A 19896-nucleotide genomic window follows, 5' to 3' on the forward strand; every position below is an offset into this window, starting at 1 on the left:
GAAACGTCTGCCTGACGCTTTTCTTACCATGCCACCAGCATTCGCTTTACACTTTCCCTCGCCTGTTTAAAGGCCTCATCCTCAGGGTTGATTTGCAATAACCAGTTTATTCTTCCCTGCAAAGCATACAGATACGCCGTTGCCTGTGCGTGGAGATCGCCTGAAGGATCAAGTTCACCACGATGACTAAGATGCGAAATAACGCCATATTTTTGGCACAAATGCACCTCCTGACGCAGCGCCCGGCGAGCTTCACAGGCAAGCTGTGGTTTGTGATTAACAACAATCCCGGTTACCTGCTGGCGCTTACAGGCACCTATCAGGCAGCTTTTGCGTTGATTGAGGCTCAGGCCCAGTTCCGCTAACAATCCGCACACTTTATTTTTAACCTGGCGGGCATTGAAGTGACCTGAAAAGGTCATGTCATCGCAGTAGCGGGTATAGATAATTCCTCGTGTCTGGCACCATTCCCCTATGCGCTCATCAAAACAGCGCATCACAAGATTGGAAATGGCAGGCGAAGTTGGCGCCCCCTGCGGTAACGCGTCGTTATAACAACAAAGCCAGGTCAGCATGGTTACCACATTACGTGGCAACTGGGCCTGGCGAAATACACGCCAGACCTGTAACCAGCTAATGCTATCGAAAAAGTTTTCGATATCGAGTTTCAGGATCTGCGGCTGTTGGCAGTGTGGCTGCGCGTTGCTGACGATTGGGCAACCCGGTCGGTAGGCGGTAGCAAAAGAGGAAAGTGGAAATTGTGAAAGTACGTTCTTAAGAATGTTGCGCTGTACGGTTTTGAGCAAGTAATCAGGGGCTAGCACCATCCGCTGACCACCGTGGCGCTTAGAAAGAATAATGCGTCGGTAATGGCGTCCGACATGATTACTGAGCGCATACAGCCGCTGTATTTCTTTATCGGCACTCCAGCCCGGCGAGCCGAACAAATCGAGCGCCAGAAGGGTTATCCGGGTAGCATCCATTCCACTCTCCACATCACGGCGGCCAAAAGAGGCACCAACAGCGGCAATACCATCAAACCATCCCGAAGGCGCGTAACTGTACTGAGCGCGTCAGCGCGACGTACGCGAAGCGTACTTAAGTACAATGAAGCGGCTTTGGGTATATGGACATACTACTGGCGTTAAGTCGGCGACTCGCCGACCCTCCCGGCACAAAAGGCCGGAAACGCTATTGCCACTGCTGGCGAAAGCAGATTAACACGATATCTTAAAACGCATCACGCTGCGCACAGTAAAAAACCTGCGCAGCGCATATTTTTAAACGCCAAACTCTTCGCGATAGGCCTTAACCGCCGCCAGATGTTCCGCCATTTCTGGCTTCTCTTCCAGGTAGGCAATCAGGTCTTTCAGGGTGATGATAGAGATCACCTTGCAGTTGTAATCACGCTCAACTTCCTGAATCGCCGAAATCTCGCCGCGACCCCGTTCCTGACGATCGAGCGAAATCAGCACGCCAGCAAGCGTCGCGCCATTGGCCTGAATAATTTCCATCGACTCGCGAATCGCCGTCCCGGCGGTGATCACATCATCCACCAGCATCACACGCCCTTGTAACGCGCTACCAACCAGATTGCCGCCTTCACCGTGATCTTTTGCTTCTTTGCGGTTAAAGCAGTACGGCAGGTCCAGGTCATGATGCTCCGCCAGCGCCACGGCGGTTGTGGTGGCAATCGGAATCCCTTTGTAAGCAGGGCCAAACAGCAGATCGAACTCAATGCCGGAATCCACCAATGCTTCAGCGTAAAAACGGCCTAACAGTGCCAGGTCGCGCCCGGTATTAAACAGCCCGGCGTTGAAGAAATAGGGGCTTTTGCGCCCGGATTTCAGCGTAAACTCGCCAAACTTTAACACCTGCTTGCTAAGCGCAAATTCAATAAACTGGCGCTGATATGGTTTCATGCCTTCGCTCCTCATCTTACTTTTCTACAGACAAAAAAAAGGCGACTCATCAGTCGCCTTAAAAATCAGTTTTCCAACGCCGCCTTCTGCGTCGCTACAATGGATTCGATTCCCCCTCGAGCCAAGGCCAACAAGGTGAGTAGCTCTTCATGGGTGAACGGCTCGCCTTCTGCCGTCCCCTGCACTTCAATGATGCGCCCGTCTTCGGTCATCACTACGTTCATGTCCGTTTCAGCCGCTGAGTCTTCAACGTATTCCAGATCGCAAATCGCTTCGCCGTTAACAATACCGACAGAAACCGCTGCCACCATACCTTTCATCGGGTTGGTTTTCAGCTTGCCATTCTCAACCAGCTTATTCAGCGCATCGGCTAGTGCAACACAAGCACCGGTGATAGAAGCAGTGCGGGTGCCGCCATCGGCCTGAAGTACGTCGCAATCCAGCGTAATGGTGAACTCACCGAGGGCTTTCAAATCTACTGCGGCGCGCAATGCACGAGCGATCAGACGCTGGATTTCCATCGTGCGGCCGCCCTGCTTACCTTTCGCCGCTTCACGGGCATTACGGGTATGAGTAGAACGCGGCAGCATACCGTACTCTGCGGTGATCCAGCCCTGGCCCTGACCTTTCAGGAAGCGCGGCACGCCTTCTTCAATAGAGGCGGTACACAACACTTTGGTATCGCCAAATTCGACCAGCACCGAGCCTTCTGCATGTTTTGTATAGTTACGAGTCAGGGTAACGGGACGCACCTGATTATTGCTACGGCCTGCTGGACGCATATTGAAATCTCCGGCTTGAAACAAATGTGGCTGCGCATTATACGGACTTCCGGCGGTTATTCCTATCCTGACAAGGCATCGATGGCTATAATCCTTCCACATCTCCTTTTATAAACAGGAACGTCTATGATCCGCAGTATGACCGCCTACGCCCGGCGTGAAATCAAGGGTGAATGGGGGAGCGCAACCTGGGAAATGCGCTCGGTAAACCAGCGTTATCTGGAAACTTACTTTCGTCTGCCGGAGCAGTTCCGTAGCCTTGAACCTGTCGTTCGCGAGCGTATTCGTTCTCGCCTGACGCGCGGTAAAGTGGAATGTACCCTGCGCTATGAGCCAGATGTCAGCGCGCAAGGTGAGCTGATCCTCAACGAAAAACTGGCTAAACAGCTGGTAACTGCCGCGAACTGGGTAAAAATGCAGAGCGACGAAGGGGAAATCAACCCGGTTGATATTCTGCGCTGGCCAGGCGTGATGGCAGCCCAGGAGCAGGATCTCGACGCCATTGCTGCTGAAATTCTTGCGGCGTTGGATGGCACCCTGGACGACTTTATCATCGCGCGTGAAACCGAAGGTCAGGCGCTGAAAGCATTGATCGAGCAGCGTCTGGAAGGCGTCACCGCCGAAGTGGTCAAAGTCCGCGCCCATATGCCGGAAATCCTGCAATGGCAGCGTGAGCGTCTGGTCGCAAAGCTGGAAGATGCCCAGGTACAGCTGGAAAATAACCGTCTGGAGCAGGAGTTGGTTCTGCTGGCACAACGAATTGACGTTGCCGAAGAGCTGGACCGCCTCGAAGCGCATGTTAAAGAGACGTACAACATTCTGAAGAAAAAAGAAGCGGTTGGCCGTCGTCTGGACTTTATGATGCAGGAGTTCAACCGCGAGTCGAACACTCTTGCGTCGAAATCTATCAATGCCGAAGTGACAAACTCCGCCATCGAGCTGAAAGTATTGATCGAGCAAATGCGCGAGCAGATTCAGAATATCGAGTAAGCGACATATCTCCGTAGGCCGTTGTTGATTACAGCGGCGCTACGCATATAGTTTCGTCCTCATATTTATTTACTCCATACTTTTTCTAATGCATTTTACTTATCACAAAATCAGAAAAATGCATTCTTACTACAGAAAATAGCAATTTCACATAACTACAAATTATCAATCCCTTCTCTCCTTAAAAAATCTCAATCGTGACAATGCACACAAATCGCTACCCTGCCAGGCAGATTTTTAGGGAGAGAACCATGCTGTTACACATTTTGTATTTGGTTGGCATTACTGCCGAAGCAATGACAGGGGCGCTGGCGGCCGGACGGCGGCGCATGGATACATTTGGCGTAATTATCATTGCTACCGCCACCGCAATTGGCGGAGGATCAGTGCGCGATATTCTGCTGGGCCACTATCCGCTTGGCTGGGTCAAACACCCGGAGTATGTGATTATCGTCGCCACCGCCGCCGTGTTCACCACCATCGTTGCTCCCGTGATGCCTTACCTGCGTAAAGTCTTTCTGGTGCTCGATGCACTCGGACTGGTGGTTTTTTCTATCATTGGCGCACAGGTCGCGCTGGATATGGGACACGGCCCGATCATTGCCGTTGTCGCGGCTGTGACGACTGGCGTGTTTGGCGGCGTTTTGCGCGATATGTTCTGTAAACGCATCCCACTGGTATTCCAGAAAGAGTTGTACGCCGGGGTTTCTTTTGCTTCCGCCGTGCTGTACATCGCACTGCAACACTATGTTTCCAACCATGATGTGGTGATTATTTCCACCCTGGTATTCGGCTTTTTCGCTCGCTTGCTGGCGCTGCGTTTTAAACTGGGATTACCGGTTTTTTATTACAGCCACGAAGGCCACTAAGGCACAAAACCTGTGATCTGCTGGGCAGCCAGCCAGTTGCCCAGCATCTTGATTTGCGCATTATTCTTCCATTCCATAACCTGACTTGCGCGACGCAGCCCTGTCCCCGGTAGTTGCTGCCAATACTGTTCGCTTCTCTGCAAAAGTTGCGCCCAGGAGCTGAAGTCGTTGGCATTAAGCGCCGTTTGGGTTAACGGTATTCCCATAGCCATCACCCAGCGAGTAAAAGGCTGCTGACGTGCCAGGTTAAACTGATGCCACAACTGCTCACCTTTACTCTTCGCGATCCCCGGCGTGTGCTGCAATTGCTCTGGCGTTAATGAAAGCCAGGAAAAAATATGCTCAAAGCGATGCGTCTGATGTAGCGAGCGCCAGCCAGATTCACCGATGCCCTCCAGCCCCAAAACCTGTTTTGATCCCAGCCAAACTAATCGCGATATGAATTGTTCCTGACAAACATCAGAAGCGAAGTAGCATGTCAACGCGTTAAAACGGTTTTCTGGCGGCGTCGGTTTTGTGCGTTCTGCACCGCGCCAGACCACTTCATCAATGCGTGGAATACCCTGACCGGCAAGACTCACAAGGATTTGATCGCCAGGTGCAATGTCCCACTCCTGCCAACGTCTGACGGAACCAATGTTCACCCGCTGAACTTTTTTATCATCCAGCATGACAGGCGCGAGTGATGCCACCACCGAGATTTTTCCGCTCTTACCGACAGCAAACTGTATCGCGTTTACTTCAGTAACCTGGGCCACAGGCTGATATTTCCACGCTATCAGCCAGTCCGCCTGACCCGGTAGCCAATGACGGGATTCGGGTTCCTTAGCCGCTCGCACCACCACGCCATCGGTGACGAAGGGCAATTTCGCTTTCCACCACTCATTACGTGCTCGCTCAACCTCGTCTGCGCTTTTCACCGCAAGGGTATACTTCTGCGTCAAAGTAAAGCCCGCAGTAGCAAGCTGCTGTAATCGCTCGGCCATCAACTGTGGTCCATCCGGCCATGCCCAGATAAACACGCCCAGTGAATGCAGCGTGTCGCTATTGTCCTGGCGCATCAAAATGCCAGCGACCTTTGAACGGGCATTCATTCCTCCCATTTGTTGTTGGATATGCCCCTCACGCTGGAGAAATATCTCACCCTGCAGGGTGCTGTTGGCCAAAGCTCCGCTAACAGATTGCGGAACAGAAGGAATCAAGCGTATTTTCTGCGTCCAGTCCTCACCTTTAAGCCCATTGCCACGACTGATCGCTTTAATCAGTTTTCCATCACGGTAGACCAGTGTTACCGCAACGCCATCAACTTTTGGCTGCACCCAAAGATCGCTGTGCTCATGCATCCACAGACGTAACGCATTTTTATCCGCTAACTTACGTACCCCCGTATGCGCAACCGGATGGATAACCGTGCCACTCAACGGCGGCGACATAGCGTCACCCGTTGTCTCTTCGCCAAAACAGCGTTGCCACTGTGCAAGGCGGGCGCTTAACTGATCGTAAACCCCATCCTCCACGTCACTTTTCCCTTTTTTCCAGTAATCATCGTCCCACTGTTTTACTTGCTGTTGTAGGCGGGAGATTTCTTCATGCGCTCTGGCTGGAGACCAGGCCGGGCAGACCGCCTTCGCTGATGATTGCCAGCACAAAATACTCATTAACACTGCAATCCATACTTTCATCGTCACCTCCGCTGTAGTCAGGCGGGCAGATATACAACGAGATGAATGCAAAACCGAGGGGCAAAAATAAAGTGTGAGATGACGCTTCCAGAGAATCGTCTTTGTTGCAGTAAATGACCGGGAATTGCGGAAACAGGTACGCAAAACGCAACAACTTTGCGCAAAAAGTGTGAGCAAGGGCTACGTCACATGGCCGCGCCGTGTATAATAAGCCCGTATGTAGGCTTTATTTCGCTTAATCACATACGAAAGATACTCATGGCTCAAGGCACGCTTTATATTGTTTCTGCCCCCAGTGGCGCGGGTAAATCCAGCCTGATTCAGGCTTTATTAAAAACCCAACCGTTGTACGACACTCAGGTTTCTGTTTCACACACCACGCGCGCACCGCGTCCGGGTGAAGTACATGGCGAACACTACTTCTTTGTTAATCATGATGAATTTAAAGAGATGATTAGCAGAGATGCATTCCTTGAGCACGCGGAAGTGTTCGGTAATTACTATGGCACTTCACGCGAGGCCATTGAGCAAGTATTGGCGAGCGGCGTGGATGTTTTTCTGGATATTGACTGGCAGGGCGCACAGCAAATTCGCCAGAAAATGCCGCATGCGCGGAGTATCTTTATTCTACCGCCGTCAAAAATTGAGTTAGACCGCCGTTTACGGGGTCGAGGTCAGGACAGCGAAGAGGTCATTGCAAAGCGTATGGCGCAAGCAGTTGCAGAAATGAGCCATTACGCCGAATATGATTATTTAATAGTGAATGATGATTTCGACACCGCTCTGGGTGATCTAAAGACTATCATTCGCGCCGAACGCTTGCGCATGAGCCGCCAAAAGCAGCGTCATGACGCTTTAATCAGCAAATTGTTGGCAGACTGAACCTTCTTTCAGTATCATGCCCAGTCATTTCTTCACCTGTGGAGCTTTTTAAGTATGGCACGCGTAACTGTTCAGGACGCTGTAGAGAAAATTGGTAACCGTTTTGACCTGGTACTGGTCGCCGCGCGTCGCGCTCGTCAGATGCAGGTAGGCGGAAAGGATCCGCTGGTACCGGAAGAAAACGATAAAACCACTGTAATCGCGCTGCGCGAAATCGAAGAAGGTCTGATCAACAACCAGATCCTCGATGTTCGCGAACGCCAGGAACAGCAAGAGCAGGAAGCCGCTGAATTACAAGCCGTTACCGCTATTGCTGAAGGTCGTCGTTAATCACAAAGCGGGTCGCCCTTGTATCTGTTTGAAAGCCTGAATCAGCTGATTCAAAACTACCTGCCGGAAGACCAAATCAAACGTCTGCGGCAGGCGTATCTCGTTGCACGTGATGCTCACGAGGGGCAAACACGTTCAAGCGGTGAACCCTATATCACGCACCCGGTAGCGGTTGCCTGCATTCTGGCCGAGATGAAACTCGACTATGAAACGCTAATGGCAGCGCTGCTGCATGACGTGATTGAAGATACTCCCGCCACCTACCAGGACATGGAACAGCTTTTTGGTAAAAGCGTCGCCGAACTAGTAGAGGGAGTATCAAAGCTTGATAAGCTCAAGTTCCGCGATAAGAAAGAGGCGCAGGCCGAAAACTTTCGCAAGATGATTATGGCGATGGTGCAGGATATCCGCGTCATTCTCATCAAACTCGCAGACCGTACCCACAACATGCGCACGCTGGGCTCACTTCGCCCGGACAAACGTCGCCGCATCGCCCGTGAAACTCTCGAAATCTACAGCCCGCTGGCGCACCGTTTAGGTATCCACCACATTAAAACCGAACTCGAAGAGCTGGGTTTTGAAGCGCTGTATCCCAACCGTTATCGCGTAATCAAAGAAGTGGTGAAGGCCGCGCGCGGCAACCGTAAAGAGATGATCCAAAAAATCCTCTCGGAAATCGAAGGGCGTTTGCAGGAAGCGGGAATACCGTGCCGCGTCAGTGGTCGCGAAAAGCATCTTTATTCGATCTACTGCAAAATGGTGCTCAAAGAGCAGCGTTTTCACTCGATCATGGACATCTACGCCTTCCGCGTGATCGTCAATGATTCCGACACCTGTTATCGCGTGCTCGGCCAGATGCACAGCCTGTATAAGCCGCGTCCGGGTCGCGTGAAAGACTACATCGCCATTCCCAAAGCGAACGGCTATCAATCTTTGCACACCTCGATGATTGGCCCGCACGGCGTGCCGGTTGAGGTCCAGATCCGCACCGAAGATATGGATCAGATGGCGGAGATGGGTGTTGCCGCACACTGGGCTTATAAAGAGCACGGCGAAACCAGCACTACCGCGCAAATCCGCGCTCAGCGCTGGATGCAAAGCCTGCTGGAGCTGCAACAGAGCGCCGGTAGCTCGTTCGAATTTATCGAGAGCGTTAAATCCGATCTCTTCCCGGATGAGATTTACGTTTTCACACCGGAAGGGCGCATTGTCGAGCTGCCTGCCGGTGCAACGCCCGTCGACTTCGCTTATGCGGTGCATACCGATATCGGTCATGCCTGCGTGGGCGCGCGCGTCGACCGTCAGCCTTACCCGCTGTCGCAGCCGCTTACCAGTGGTCAAACCGTTGAAATCATTACCGCACCGGGCGCTCGCCCGAATGCCGCGTGGCTGAACTTTGTCGTCAGCTCGAAAGCGCGCGCCAAAATTCGTCAGTTGCTGAAAAACCTCAAGCGTGATGATTCTGTAAGCCTGGGCCGCCGTCTGCTCAACCATGCGTTGGGTGGTAGCCGTAAGCTCAATGAAATCCCGCAGGAAAATATTCAGCGCGAACTGGACCGCATGAAGCTGGCAACGCTTGACGATCTGCTGGCTGAAATCGGCCTTGGCAACGCGATGAGCGTGGTGGTCGCGAAAAATCTGCAACATGGAGACGCTTCCATTCCTCCGGCGACCCAAAGTCACGGACATCTGCCAATTAAAGGTGCCGATGGCGTTCTGATCACCTTTGCGAAATGCTGCCGTCCTATTCCTGGCGATCCAATTATCGCTCACGTCAGCCCCGGTAAAGGTCTGGTGATCCACCATGAATCCTGTCGTAACATCCGTGGCTACCAGAAAGAGCCAGAGAAATTTATGGCTGTGGAATGGGATAAAGAGACGGCGCAAGAATTCATCACCGAAATCAAGGTGGAGATGTTCAATCATCAGGGCGCATTAGCTAACCTGACGGCAGCGATCAATACGACCAACTCCAATATTCAAAGTTTGAATACAGAAGAAAAGGATGGTCGCGTCTACAGCGCCTTTATTCGTCTGACCGCCCGTGACCGTGTGCATCTGGCGAATATCATGCGCAAAATCCGCGTGATGCCAGACGTGATTAAAGTCACCCGAAACCGAAATTAATGTTTTATGAACCCAACACGTTATGCACGTATCTGCGAAATGCTCGCCAGGCGGCAGCCTGATCTGACCGTCTGCATGGAGCAGGTCCACAAACCCCATAACGTTTCTGCGATCATTCGTACCGCAGATGCCGTTGGCGTACACGAAGTCCACGCCGTCTGGCCTGGTAGCCGGATGCGCACTATGGCTTCAGCTGCGGCTGGCAGCAACAGTTGGGTACAGGTGAAAACGCACCGTACCATTGGCGATGCCGTCGCCCATCTGAAAGGCCAGGGCATGCAGATTCTGGCAACCCATCTTTCTGATAGCGCTGTCGATTTCCGCGAAATTGATTACACCCGCCCGACCTGTATTTTGATGGGTCAGGAGAAAACGGGCATCACTCAGGAAGCATTAGCCCTGGCGGATCAGGACATCATCATTCCGATGATCGGCATGGTGCAGTCGCTGAATGTTTCCGTTGCCTCAGCCCTCATTCTTTACGAAGCCCAGCGCCAGCGGCAAAACGCAGGCATGTACCTGCGTGAAAACAGTATGTTGCCGGAAGCAGAGCAACAACGTTTGTTATTTGAAGGCGGCTATCCGGTGCTGGCGAAAGTCGCAAAACGCAAAGGCCTGCCTTACCCCCACGTCAATCAGCAAGGCGAAATTGAAGCCGATGCCGACTGGTGGGCCACTATGCAGGCCGCAGGGTAAGCGCCATGAAAGGTCGCCTGTTAGATGCTGTCCCGCTCAGTTCCCTAACGGGCGTGGGCGCGGCGCAAAGTAACAAGCTGGCGAAAATCAATCTGCATACCGTGCAGGATTTACTCTTACACCTTCCCCTGCGCTACGAAGATCGCACCCATCTCTACCCCATCGGTGAGCTACTGCCGGGCGTTTATGCCACGGTGGAAGGCGAAGTGCTGAACTGCAATATCTCCTTCGGCGGTCGGCGAATGATGACCTGCCAGATTAGCGACGGTTCCGGCATTCTCACCATGCGTTTTTTCAACTTCAACGCGGCAATGAAAAATAGCCTGGCGACGGGCCGCCGCGTGCTGGCCTATGGCGAAGCAAAGCGCGGTAAATATGGTGCGGAGATGATCCACCCGGAATACCGCGTACAGGGCGATCTCAGTACGCCAGAGTTGCAGGAAACGCTCACGCCGGTTTACCCAACCACCGAAGGCGTAAAGCAGGCGACGCTGCGTAAATTAACCAACCAGGCGCTGGATCTGCTCGACACCTGCGCCATTGAAGAACTCCTGCCGCCGGAACTGTCACAAGGAATGATGACGTTACCGGAAGCGTTGCGCACTCTGCATCGCCCACCGCCAACGCTGCAACTTAGCGATCTGGAAACCGGGCAGCATCCGGCGCAACGTCGTCTGATTCTGGAAGAACTGCTGGCGCACAACCTTAGCATGCTGGCGTTACGCGCCGGAGCGCAACGTTTCCATGCCCAGCCGCTTAACGCCAATGACGCGCTGAAAAATAAACTCCTCGCCGCCTTACCGTTCAAGCCAACGGGCGCACAGGCACGCGTAGTGGCGGAGATCGAGCGCGATATGGCGCTGGATGTGCCGATGATGCGTCTGGTACAGGGCGATGTAGGTTCCGGTAAAACGCTGGTCGCCGCCCTCGCCGCGCTGCGTGCGATTGCGCACGGCAAACAGGTGGCGCTGATGGCACCAACCGAATTACTTGCCGAGCAGCACGCCAATAACTTCCGCAACTGGTTTGAACCGCTCGGTATCGAAGTGGGCTGGCTCGCCGGTAAGCAGAAAGGTAAAGCGCGACTGGCTCAGCAAGAAGCCATCGCCAGCGGTCAGGTGCAGATGATTGTTGGCACTCATGCCATTTTCCAGGAACAGGTGCAGTTTAACGGTCTGGCGCTGGTGATTATCGACGAACAGCATCGCTTTGGCGTGCATCAGCGTCTGGCATTGTGGGAGAAAGGCCAGCAACAGGGCTTCCATCCACATCAGTTGATCATGACCGCCACGCCGATCCCCCGCACGCTGGCAATGACCGCGTATGCTGATCTCGACACCTCGGTCATTGATGAACTGCCGCCAGGCCGCACACCAGTGACGACAGTGGCAATTCCTGATACGCGCCGTAACGATATTATCGACCGCGTGCGCCACGCCTGTATGACGGAAGGCCGTCAGGCATACTGGGTTTGTACGTTGATTGAAGAATCGGAATTACTGGAAGCGCAGGCGGCGGAAGCCACGTGGGAAGAGTTGAAACTGGCGCTACCAGAGTTGAATGTCGGTCTGGTGCACGGGCGGATGAAACCAGCCGAGAAACAGGCGGTGATGGCATCGTTTAAGCAAGGTGAGCTACACCTGCTGGTTGCCACTACTGTTATTGAAGTCGGCGTTGATGTGCCTAACGCTAGTCTGATGATTATCGAAAACCCGGAGCGTCTCGGTCTGGCGCAGTTACACCAGCTTCGCGGGCGTGTAGGTCGTGGCGCGGTGGCTTCTCACTGTGTCCTGCTCTACAAAACACCGCTCTCCAAAACGGCGCAAATCCGCTTGCAAGTACTGCGCGACAGCAACGACGGTTTTGTGATTGCGCAGAAAGATTTGGAGATACGTGGACCGGGTGAACTGTTAGGCACACGTCAGACGGGTAATGCCGAATTTAAAGTGGCGGATTTACTGCGCGATCAGGCGATGATCCCGGAAGTTCAGCGCCTGGCGCGACATATTCACGAACGTTACCCACAGCAGGCAAAAGCCCTGATAGAGCGCTGGATGCCAGAGACTGAACGTTACTCCAACGCATGACCAGACTCATCACAAAACAAGTCACGCAGTAAATCTTCAATCTGGATAGTGATGATATCCACTGCCTCATACGCATCTTGCGCAATTCGCGCCGCCATTGCGCCTTCCGGTTCACCACGCAGAATTTCAGCCGCTGCCTGTACGCCAGCCACAATCATTTCAGGTGTTATCATCTGGCGAAAAAAAGCGCGATTTTCAGAGGACCAGCCATCTTTATGGCCTAATGGATGCCACCAGCCTAACCATTCTTGCGACCATAACGGATTGGCTTCTATGGGATAAATAAGATGCGCGGCATATTGAATAGCACACACCGCTTTGCCGGGCGTATCCAGTGCCCACCAGCGTGACCAGAGGGGACGAATTAACGGCGCGGCCCCGCCCATTGCATTGAACGCCTCCAGCCAGTACAGAACATTATTGAAACCACGCTCGTTATCCATACGCTGCAACGCGGTTTCCAGTAAAAATTGTCGTACCTGCTGGCGTTGGGAAGCATTCATCATCTCCTGCCAGAGATAGGGCCGACGCAGTGCCTTGATGAAGGACTCTTCGAAGTGATCGCCATAACCGCCTGCCAAAACGGTTTCATGCCATTGCGCCAGGCATAGCGGAAACAGATAGCGAAACAGCTCTATTTGCATCGGTTCGTTATAAACGAGATTGAGTACATAGTAAGCACTCAAATCCCATTTGCTGATCTGTTGCCACTCTTTAGCCGCCAGCGCCTTGAGTTCGGCATCTGAGTAATCAAATTCCGTTTCCCATACATAGAGCACTGGCGGCTCATCACCAAAAATATGGCGACAGTGTTCACGTAGCGTTTCCGGTTCCCTCCGACGCTTTTTCATTTTTAACCCGCAAAAATCGGCAACATTAAATACAGCTTAATCACCAGGGCGTTAACGATATCGATAAAGAACGCACCGACCATCGGCACCACCAGGAAGGCCATATGTGAAGGGCCAAAGCGTTCAGTAATCGCCTGCATGTTGGCGATTGCCGTTGGTGTCGCGCCAAGACCAAAGCCACAGTGACCCGCAGCCAGTACCGCCGCATCGTAGTTTTTGCCCATCATGCGCCAGGTGACGAAGATGGCATACAACGCCATGAAGATGGTCTGTACCACCAGAATCGCCAGCATCGGCAGCGCCAGCGAAGCCAGCTCCCACAGCTTCAGGCCCATCAGCGCCATCGCCAGGAACAACGACAGACTTACGTTACCCAGCACGGATACCGCACGCTCAAAGACGCGATAAAAGCCCATCATTGACAGACCGTTGCTCAGAATCACGCCTACAAACAGCACACAAACGAAGGTTGGTAATTCAAAAGCAGTGCCAGCCAAAAGTTGCGCAACAATTTTCCCCACCGTCAGGCAGATAGCAATTAGCGCGATAGTTTCAATCAGCACCAGCGAGGTGATCATGCGCCCTACATCTGGCTTTTCGAACGCCGTCGGGACTTCCTGGTCATCCGGAATACCGTTCGGTGTAGTGGAGTGTTTCACCAGATAACGCGCCACCGGGCCACCAATCAGCCCGCCCAGCACCAGACCGAACGTTGCACAGGCCATTGCGACTTCCGTCGCATTAGTAAAGCCGTAACGTTCAATGAACAATTTACTCCACGCCGCGCCAGTCCCATGACCGCCAGAAAGCGTAATAGACCCTGCTAACAGCCCCATCAGCGGATCAAGACCTAACAGACTGGCCATACCAATACCGATGGCGTTTTGCATCACCAACAGACCAACAACCACAATCAGGAAAATACCCACCACACGGCCACCGGCACGTAAGCTGGCAATGTTGGCGTTCAGGCCGATGGTGGCAAAGAAAGCCAGCATCAACGGATCGCGCAGCGACATATCAAAGTTGACTTCCCAGCCCATGGTTTTTTTCAGCACCAGCAGCGCCAGCGCCACCAGCAAACCACCCGCAACAGGTTCCGGTATGGTGTATTTCTTCAAAAAGGAGACTGAGTGAACTAATTTGCGCCCGAGCAGCAACGTCAGCGTTGCTGCAACAAGCGTTGCTAAAGTGTCGAGATGAAACATAGATAGCTCCTTTGTATCCGCACCACTCTTTCATACTCGTCATACTGCATCGCACATGTACTGTAAGGTGCACTATGACGAGTTTCGAGTCATGCTTTCCCGGTTCGAATTCTTAGCTGAAAATAAAAAAATGGCATGGATTTTAAGCAGAAAACAACCAAAAGTTATATAAAAAAGTGCATTTATCGCATTTAAATATTTAGAAGAATGCATGGCAAACGTTTGCTTTTGCCCTTCGGTCAGCTAAAATGCCCGCTTTGCTACCACGGGATTGTTTTCGATGTCTGTTTCCACCCTCGAGTCAGAAAATGCGCAACCGGTTGCGCAGACTCAAAACAGCGAACTGATTTATCGTCTTGAAGATCGTCCACCGCTTGCTCAAACTCTGTTTGCCGCCTGTCAGCACCTGCTGGCGATGTTTGTCGCGGTGATCACCCCTGCGCTTCTCATCTGCCAGGCGCTAGGTTTACCGGCACAGGACACACAACACATTATTAGTATGTCGCTGTTTGCCTCCGGTGTGGCATCGATTATTCAGATTAAAGCCTGGGGGCCGGTAGGTTCCGGGTTGTTGTCGATTCAGGGGACCAGTTTCAACTTCGTTGCCCCGCTGATTATGGGCGGCACGGCGCTGAAGACCGGTGGTGCTGATGTTCCCACCATGATGGCGGCACTGTTTGGTACGCTGATGTTAGCAAGCTGCACGGAGATGGTGATCTCCCGCGTTCTGCATCTGGCGCGCCGCATTATTACGCCGCTGGTTTCTGGCGTCGTGGTGATGATTATCGGCCTGTCACTAATTCAGGTTGGGTTAACGTCCATTGGTGGCGGCTATGCGGCCATGAGCGACAACACCTTTGGCGCACCGAAAAACCTGCTGCTGGCGGGTGTGGTCTTAGCCTTAATTATCCTGCTTAACCGCCAACGTAACCCTTACTTACGCGTGGCCTCGCTGGTGATTGCGATGGCGGCCGGATATGCGCTGGCGTGGTTTATGGGTATGTTGCCAGAAAGCAACGAACCGATGACGCAAGAACTGATTATGGTACCAACGCCGCTCTATTACGGTCTTGGTATTGAATGGAGCCTACTGCTGCCGCTGATGCTGGTCTTTATGATCACCTCACTGGAAACCATTGGCGATATCACCGCGACCTCTGACGTTTCCGAACAGCCGGTTTCCGGCCCGCTGTACATGAAACGTCTGAAAGGCGGCGTGCTGGCAAACGGCCTGAACTCGTTTGTCTCGGCAGTATTTAACACCTTCCCGAACTCCTGCTTCGGACAGAACAACGGTGTAATTCAGTTAACGGGTGTTGCCAGCCGTTATGTCGGTTTTGTGGTGGCGCTGATGTTGATCGTGCTGGGCCTGTTCCCGGCAGTGAGTGGTTTCGTGCAACACATCCCAGAGCCAGTTCTGGGCGGCGCTACGCTTGTGATGTTTGGCACCATCGCCGCATCCGGTGTACGCATCGTTTCCCGCGAGCCGCTGAACCGTCGGGCAATTCTGATTATTGCACTGTCGCTGGCCGTCGGTCTGGGCGTTTCTCAGCAGCCGCTGATTTTGCAATTTGCCCCTGACTGGCTGAAAAACCTGCTCTCTTCAGGTATTGCCGCTGGCGGTATTACTGCCATTGTGCTGAACCTGATTTTCCCGCCGGAAAAACCGTAATTCACTTAGCGGCGGTAAGTTTCTTTACCGCCGCAGCGCCCCTCTTTCACCATTCCCGCCTTGAGGAATGCGCGTAAATCGTGCATAACTCCCTTATGTGTATTTCGCGGGATGGAAGACTATGAAATTTATTGGGAAGCTGCTTCTCTACATTTTCGTCGCGCTACTCGTAGTGATAACTGGCCTCTATTTTCTTCTGCAAACCCGTTGGGGTGCGGAGCATATCAGCGCATGGATTTCCGAAAATAGCGACTACCATTTGGTCTTCGGGGCAATGGATCACCGCTTTTCCGCGCCGTCTCATATCATACTGGAGAACGTCACGTTTGGTCGTGATGGACAGCCCGCTACCCTGGTGGCAAAAAGTGTTGATATCGCCTTGAGTAGTCGGCAACTGACCGAACCGCGCCATGTCGATTCCATTCTGCTGGAAAACGGGACGCTGAATCTCACCGACCAGACCGCCCCGCTACCGTTCAAAGCCGATCGCCTGCAACTGCGCGATATGGCATTTAATAGCCCAAATAGCGAGTGGAAATTAAGTGCTCAGCGGGTAAATGGCGGTGTCATTCCGTGGTCGCCAGAAGCCGGTAAAGTGTTGGGAACGAAAGCGCAGATTCAGTTCAGTGCTGGCTCCCTGTCGCTCAATGATGTTCCTGCCACCAATGTGTTGGTTGAAGGCAGTATTGATAACGATCGCGTTACGCTGACCAATCTGGGTGCCGATATCGCGCGCGGTACATTAACCGGAAACGCGCAGCGTAACGCCGACGGTAGCTGGCAGGTGGAAAACCTGCGCATGGCGGATATCCGTCTGCAAAGCGAAAAATCGCTGACTGATTTCTTTGCGCCATTGCGCTCTGTGCCTTCGTTACAGATTGGTCGCCTGGAAGTGATAGATGCTCGCCTGCAAGGCCCGGACTGGGCGGTGACCGATCTCGATCTCAGCTTACGCAACATGACCTTCAGTAAAGATGACTGGCAGACACAGGAAGGAAAGCTGTCGATGAATGCCAGCGAGTTTATTTATGGTTCGCTGCATTTGTTTGACCCGATTATGAACGCAGAATTTTCCCCGCAGGGCGTGGCGCTGCGCCAGTTTACCAGCCGTTGGGAAGGTGGCATGGTGAGAACGTCAGGAAACTGGCAACGCGACGGGAAAACGCTGATCCTCGATGATGCAGCAATTGTCGGGCTGGAATATACCCTGCCAAAAAACTGGCAACAGTTATGGATGGAAACAACACCCGGCTGGTTAAACAGTCTTCAACTGAAGAGATTTAGCGCCAGCCGCAACCTGATCATTGATATCGACCCTGACTTTCCATGGCAACTCACCGCGCTCGATGGCTATGGCGCGAATCTGACACTGGTTGCCAATCACCAATGGGGCGTCTGGAGTGGCACAGCGAATCTGAATGCCGCCGCCGCGACGTTCAATCGTGTTGATGTTCGCCGTCCGTCGCTGGCACTGGCCGCCAACAGCAGCACGGTGAATATCAGCGAACTTAGCGCGTTTACCGAGAAAGGCATTCTGGAAGCCACTGCCAGTGTTTCACAAACGCCGCAGCGCCAGACTCATATCAGCCTGAATGGACGCGGTGTGCCGGTGAATATTTTGCAACAGTGGGGATGGCCTGAATTACCGTTGACTGGCGACGGCAATATTCAGCTTACCGCCAGCGGCGATATTCAGGCCGATGCACCGCTAAAACCCACGGTTAGCGGGCAACTCCATGCTGTGAACGCTGAAAAGCAGCAGGTAACCCAAACCATGAATGCTGGCGTAGTTTCCAGTGGCGAAGTTACGTCAACGGAGCCAGTGCAGTAAAAATCAATCTCACCGGGTACGACACAGCCGTACCCGGCATTTTTTCAATAAATAACAAACAGTAGAGTATCCAATTACCATGTTCGTTCCCGCTCATTGCACGGCGTAAACCATCCTTAAGAATACGGATAGTGCTATTTTTTGTTATCAACTTACGTTTCTTTTTTCTGGGAGCGCGGTTGTGCCAAAGTGTAACTTATGGATTTGCCGAGAGTTTCTGTGAATAGGATCATGGCAAGGCGAAACGAAGCGGAAAAAAGTGTGATGGGGGATGTGATAAGGCGAGGAAGTAGCTATAATGCGCCCCGCCTCCATGTAGCAATCGAGGCGCGGAAGATCGTCGTCTCCGGTGAGGCGGCTGGACTTCAAATCCAGTTGGGGCCGCCAGCGGTCCCGGGCAGGTTCGACTCCTGTGATCTTCCGCCAATTAGCCTCTACTGAACTGTCCAGACGTCAACAAAACCCCTTCTAATCCCTTATATATCAGGCTTTCTTTATATCCTGAGGTCAACCGACTTCAACCCACATCAAGTTGTTTTTGGGGGTGCATTCGGGGGTGCCATTTCCCTCTTAAAATATCAGCACCCCCATAATGGTAAAAATGTGAGATATAACAAAGGGTTTTAAATACATCTTTGCTATACAAGGGGGCATTGGGGGTATCAGGTTGGTTACTGGCGGAAATCCCCCCAGGAGGATGGATTCATCAAAAGCCGGAGGATGTCATGGCGCTAACCGATGTTAAAGTGAAAACCGCGAAGCCAAAAGAAAAGCCCTATAAGCTGGCTGATGGCGGTGGTATGTATCTGCTGATTAACGCTAATGGTTCCAAATACTGGCGAATGAAGTACCGCTTCGCCAATAAAGAAAAGATGCTGTCTATTGGCGTTTACCCCGATGTAACGCTTGCCGACGCACGTGAGAAACGCAGTGAAGCCAGGAAAATACTTGCGGCTGGTGGCGATCCGGGTGAGGCAAAAAAAGAAGAAAAAATCGCGCTGCAAATGAGTTTGAAAAACACTTTCGAGGCCGTTGCTCGCGAGTGGCATCAGTCGAAAGCCGATCGCTGGTCATTACGCTATCGTGATGAAATCATCGACACCTTTGAAAAAGATATCTTCCCTCATACGGGAAGACGCCCTATCGTCGATATTAAGCCGATGGACTGGCTTGAGATTCTTCGTCGCCTTGAAAAGCGCGGCGCTTTAGAAAAAATGCGCAAAGTCCGCCAGCGTTGTAATGAAGTCTACCGTTACGCCATCGTTACCGGGAGAGCTGAATATAACCCCGTGTCGGATCTTGCTACAGCTCTGGCAACGCCAAAGAAAACGCATTTCCCATTCCTAACAGTCGAAGAGCTACCATACTTCCTTAAAGATCTGGCCGGATACACTGGCAGTGTTATCACCAAAACAGCCACGCAGATCATTATGTTAACCGGAGTGCGCACGCAAGAATTGCGTTTTGCACGTTGGGAGGATATCGATTTTGAGAAGAAATTGTGGGAGATCCCGGCAGAAGTGATGAAGATGAAGCGGCCACACATCGTGCCGCTGTCGGACCAAGTTATTGCACTATTTAAACAACTGGAACCGATCTCAAAACATCATCTTTTGGTCTTTATCGGCAGGAACGATCCCCGTAAACCTATCAGTAAGGAAAGCGTTAATCAGGTTATTGAGTTGCTGGGATATAAAGGCAGGCTAACAGGGCATGGTTTCCGCCACACGATGAGTACTATTCTGCATGAAGAAGGCTTTAACTCTGCGTGGATTGAGACGCAACTTGCGCACGTCGATAAGAACGCGATTCGCGGGACGTATAACCATGCGCAGTATCTTGATGGGCGTAGGGAGATGATGCAGTGGTATGCGGATTATATTGGCTCCCTGACAAGAAATAATGTTATTCACGGGGATTTTAAGAACACAATCTAGCAGTCAAAGATACTGCAACCTATGGCTAAT

16 protein-coding genes and 1 tRNA gene are annotated in these 19896 nt (G+C 52.4%); 11 read left to right on the forward strand and 6 right to left on the reverse strand.

All coding sequences use genetic code 11. The features are described 5' to 3' along the window. Positions 1–23: 23 nt before the first annotated feature. From D9597_RS10965 to rph, 3 genes are all read right to left on the reverse strand, one after another. Complete coding sequence (locus D9597_RS10965) at positions 24–983, reverse strand: reverse transcriptase family protein (protein ID WP_130222442.1); 960 nt, start codon at positions 981–983, stop codon at positions 24–26. Between the two features lie 297 nt (positions 984–1280). After that, a complete protein-coding gene (gene pyrE / locus D9597_RS10970; protein ID WP_000806177.1) occupies positions 1281–1922 on the reverse strand; it encodes an orotate phosphoribosyltransferase in 642 nt (213 codons plus the stop codon). A gap of 65 nt (positions 1923–1987) precedes the next feature. Next, positions 1988–2704, reverse strand: a complete 717-nt coding sequence (rph, locus tag D9597_RS10975) for a ribonuclease PH (RefSeq protein ID WP_130206735.1) — start codon at positions 2702–2704, stop codon at positions 1988–1990. A gap of 126 nt (positions 2705–2830) precedes the next feature. Between rph and D9597_RS10980 the strand changes: the two genes are divergently transcribed. Together D9597_RS10980 and D9597_RS10985 are read left to right on the forward strand one after the other, a co-directional pair. Then, positions 2831–3694 (forward strand): YicC/YloC family endoribonuclease, encoded by an 864-nt coding sequence (locus D9597_RS10980; protein ID WP_000621326.1) that lies wholly within the window; start codon positions 2831–2833, stop codon positions 3692–3694. Positions 3695–3945: 251 nt separating this feature from the next. After that, a complete protein-coding gene (locus tag D9597_RS10985) occupies positions 3946–4563 on the forward strand; it encodes a trimeric intracellular cation channel family protein (protein WP_130222444.1) in 618 nt (205 codons plus the stop codon). On the opposite strand, the gene ligB is transcribed toward D9597_RS10985, so the two are convergent. After that, positions 4560–6245, reverse strand: coding sequence for an NAD-dependent DNA ligase LigB (gene ligB / locus D9597_RS10990; RefSeq protein ID WP_130222446.1), 1686 nt, complete (start codon positions 6243–6245; stop codon positions 4560–4562). The two genes, D9597_RS10985 and ligB, sit on opposite strands and share 4 nt — an antisense overlap. Positions 6246–6503: 258 nt before the next feature. Between ligB and gmk the strand changes: the two genes are divergently transcribed. Genes gmk through recG form a run of 5 tightly spaced genes read left to right on the forward strand, consistent with a single transcriptional unit; the run spans position 6504 to position 12367 of the window. Next, complete coding sequence (gene gmk, locus D9597_RS10995) at positions 6504–7127, forward strand: guanylate kinase (RefSeq protein ID WP_010344504.1); 624 nt, start codon at positions 6504–6506, stop codon at positions 7125–7127. Between the two features lie 54 nt (positions 7128–7181). Further along, positions 7182–7457, forward strand: coding sequence for a DNA-directed RNA polymerase subunit omega (gene rpoZ, locus D9597_RS11000; protein WP_000135058.1), 276 nt, complete (start codon positions 7182–7184; stop codon positions 7455–7457). Positions 7458–7475: 18 nt separating this feature from the next. After that, on the forward strand, positions 7476–9584 hold the full coding sequence (gene spoT, locus D9597_RS11005) for a bifunctional GTP diphosphokinase/guanosine-3',5'-bis pyrophosphate 3'-pyrophosphohydrolase (RefSeq protein WP_130215150.1): 2109 nt from the start codon (positions 7476–7478) through the stop codon (positions 9582–9584). A gap of 6 nt (positions 9585–9590) precedes the next feature. Next, positions 9591–10280, forward strand: coding sequence for a tRNA (guanosine(18)-2'-O)-methyltransferase TrmH (gene trmH / locus D9597_RS11010; RefSeq protein WP_130215148.1), 690 nt, complete (start codon positions 9591–9593; stop codon positions 10278–10280). 5 nt (positions 10281–10285) lie between these two features. Beyond that, complete coding sequence (recG, locus tag D9597_RS11015) at positions 10286–12367, forward strand: ATP-dependent DNA helicase RecG (RefSeq protein WP_130222448.1); 2082 nt, start codon at positions 10286–10288, stop codon at positions 12365–12367. On the opposite strand, the gene D9597_RS11020 is transcribed toward recG, so the two are convergent. Together D9597_RS11020 and gltS are read right to left on the reverse strand one after the other, a co-directional pair. Further along, positions 12352–13218 carry a hypothetical protein gene (locus D9597_RS11020; RefSeq protein ID WP_130222450.1) on the reverse strand — a complete coding sequence of 289 codons (867 nt, stop codon included), beginning with the start codon at positions 13216–13218 and terminating at the stop codon, positions 12352–12354. The genes recG and D9597_RS11020 overlap by 16 nt on opposite strands. A gap of 2 nt (positions 13219–13220) precedes the next feature. Continuing rightward, on the reverse strand, positions 13221–14426 hold the full coding sequence (gene gltS / locus D9597_RS11025; RefSeq protein ID WP_064526038.1) for a sodium/glutamate symporter: 1206 nt from the start codon (positions 14424–14426) through the stop codon (positions 13221–13223). A 280-nt stretch (positions 14427–14706) separates the two neighbouring features. Between gltS and xanP the strand changes: the two genes are divergently transcribed. From xanP to D9597_RS11045, 4 genes are all read left to right on the forward strand, one after another. After that, positions 14707–16098 (forward strand): xanthine/proton symporter XanP, encoded by a 1392-nt coding sequence (xanP, locus tag D9597_RS11030; RefSeq protein WP_130222452.1) that lies wholly within the window; start codon positions 14707–14709, stop codon positions 16096–16098. 121 nt (positions 16099–16219) lie between these two features. Further along, positions 16220–17929, forward strand: a complete 1710-nt coding sequence (locus D9597_RS11035) for an AsmA family protein (RefSeq protein WP_130215142.1) — start codon at positions 16220–16222, stop codon at positions 17927–17929. Between the two features lie 331 nt (positions 17930–18260). Next, positions 18261–18355, forward strand: a tRNA-Sec gene (locus D9597_RS11040). 299 nt (positions 18356–18654) lie between these two features. Next, entirely contained in the window at positions 18655–19866 is a 1212-nt protein-coding gene (locus tag D9597_RS11045) for an integrase arm-type DNA-binding domain-containing protein (protein WP_130222454.1), read from the forward strand. Positions 19867–19896 lie beyond the last annotated feature (30 nt).

The organism is Escherichia sp. E13S3, from assembly GCF_004212325.1.
Lineage (GTDB): Bacteria > Pseudomonadota > Gammaproteobacteria > Enterobacterales > Enterobacteriaceae > Escherichia.

What these genes read in the sequence shown, in the direction of transcription:
- D9597_RS11045 (WP_130222454.1), top strand. Translation starts at nt 18,655, where the DNA reads ATGGCGCTAACCGATGTTAAAGTGAAAACCGCGAAGCCAAAAGAAAAG.
- D9597_RS11035 (WP_130215142.1), top strand. Translation starts at nt 16,220, where the DNA reads ATGAAATTTATTGGGAAGCTGCTTCTCTACATTTTCGTCGCGCTACTC.
- recG (WP_130222448.1), top strand. Translation starts at nt 10,286, where the DNA reads ATGAAAGGTCGCCTGTTAGATGCTGTCCCGCTCAGTTCCCTAACGGGC.
- pyrE (WP_000806177.1), bottom strand. Translation starts at nt 1,922, where the DNA reads ATGAAACCATATCAGCGCCAGTTTATTGAATTTGCGCTTAGCAAGCAG.
- D9597_RS10985 (WP_130222444.1), top strand. Translation starts at nt 3,946, where the DNA reads ATGCTGTTACACATTTTGTATTTGGTTGGCATTACTGCCGAAGCAATG.
- D9597_RS10965 (WP_130222442.1), bottom strand. Translation starts at nt 983, where the DNA reads ATGGATGCTACCCGGATAACCCTTCTGGCGCTCGATTTGTTCGGCTCG.
- D9597_RS10980 (WP_000621326.1), top strand. Translation starts at nt 2,831, where the DNA reads ATGATCCGCAGTATGACCGCCTACGCCCGGCGTGAAATCAAGGGTGAA.
- trmH (WP_130215148.1), top strand. Translation starts at nt 9,591, where the DNA reads ATGAACCCAACACGTTATGCACGTATCTGCGAAATGCTCGCCAGGCGG.
- rph (WP_130206735.1), bottom strand. Translation starts at nt 2,704, where the DNA reads ATGCGTCCAGCAGGCCGTAGCAATAATCAGGTGCGTCCCGTTACCCTG.
- gmk (WP_010344504.1), top strand. Translation starts at nt 6,504, where the DNA reads ATGGCTCAAGGCACGCTTTATATTGTTTCTGCCCCCAGTGGCGCGGGT.
- gltS (WP_064526038.1), bottom strand. Translation starts at nt 14,426, where the DNA reads ATGTTTCATCTCGACACTTTAGCAACGCTTGTTGCAGCAACGCTGACG.
- rpoZ (WP_000135058.1), top strand. Translation starts at nt 7,182, where the DNA reads ATGGCACGCGTAACTGTTCAGGACGCTGTAGAGAAAATTGGTAACCGT.
- ligB (WP_130222446.1), bottom strand. Translation starts at nt 6,245, where the DNA reads ATGAAAGTATGGATTGCAGTGTTAATGAGTATTTTGTGCTGGCAATCA.
- xanP (WP_130222452.1), top strand. Translation starts at nt 14,707, where the DNA reads ATGTCTGTTTCCACCCTCGAGTCAGAAAATGCGCAACCGGTTGCGCAG.
- D9597_RS11020 (WP_130222450.1), bottom strand. Translation starts at nt 13,218, where the DNA reads ATGAAAAAGCGTCGGAGGGAACCGGAAACGCTACGTGAACACTGTCGC.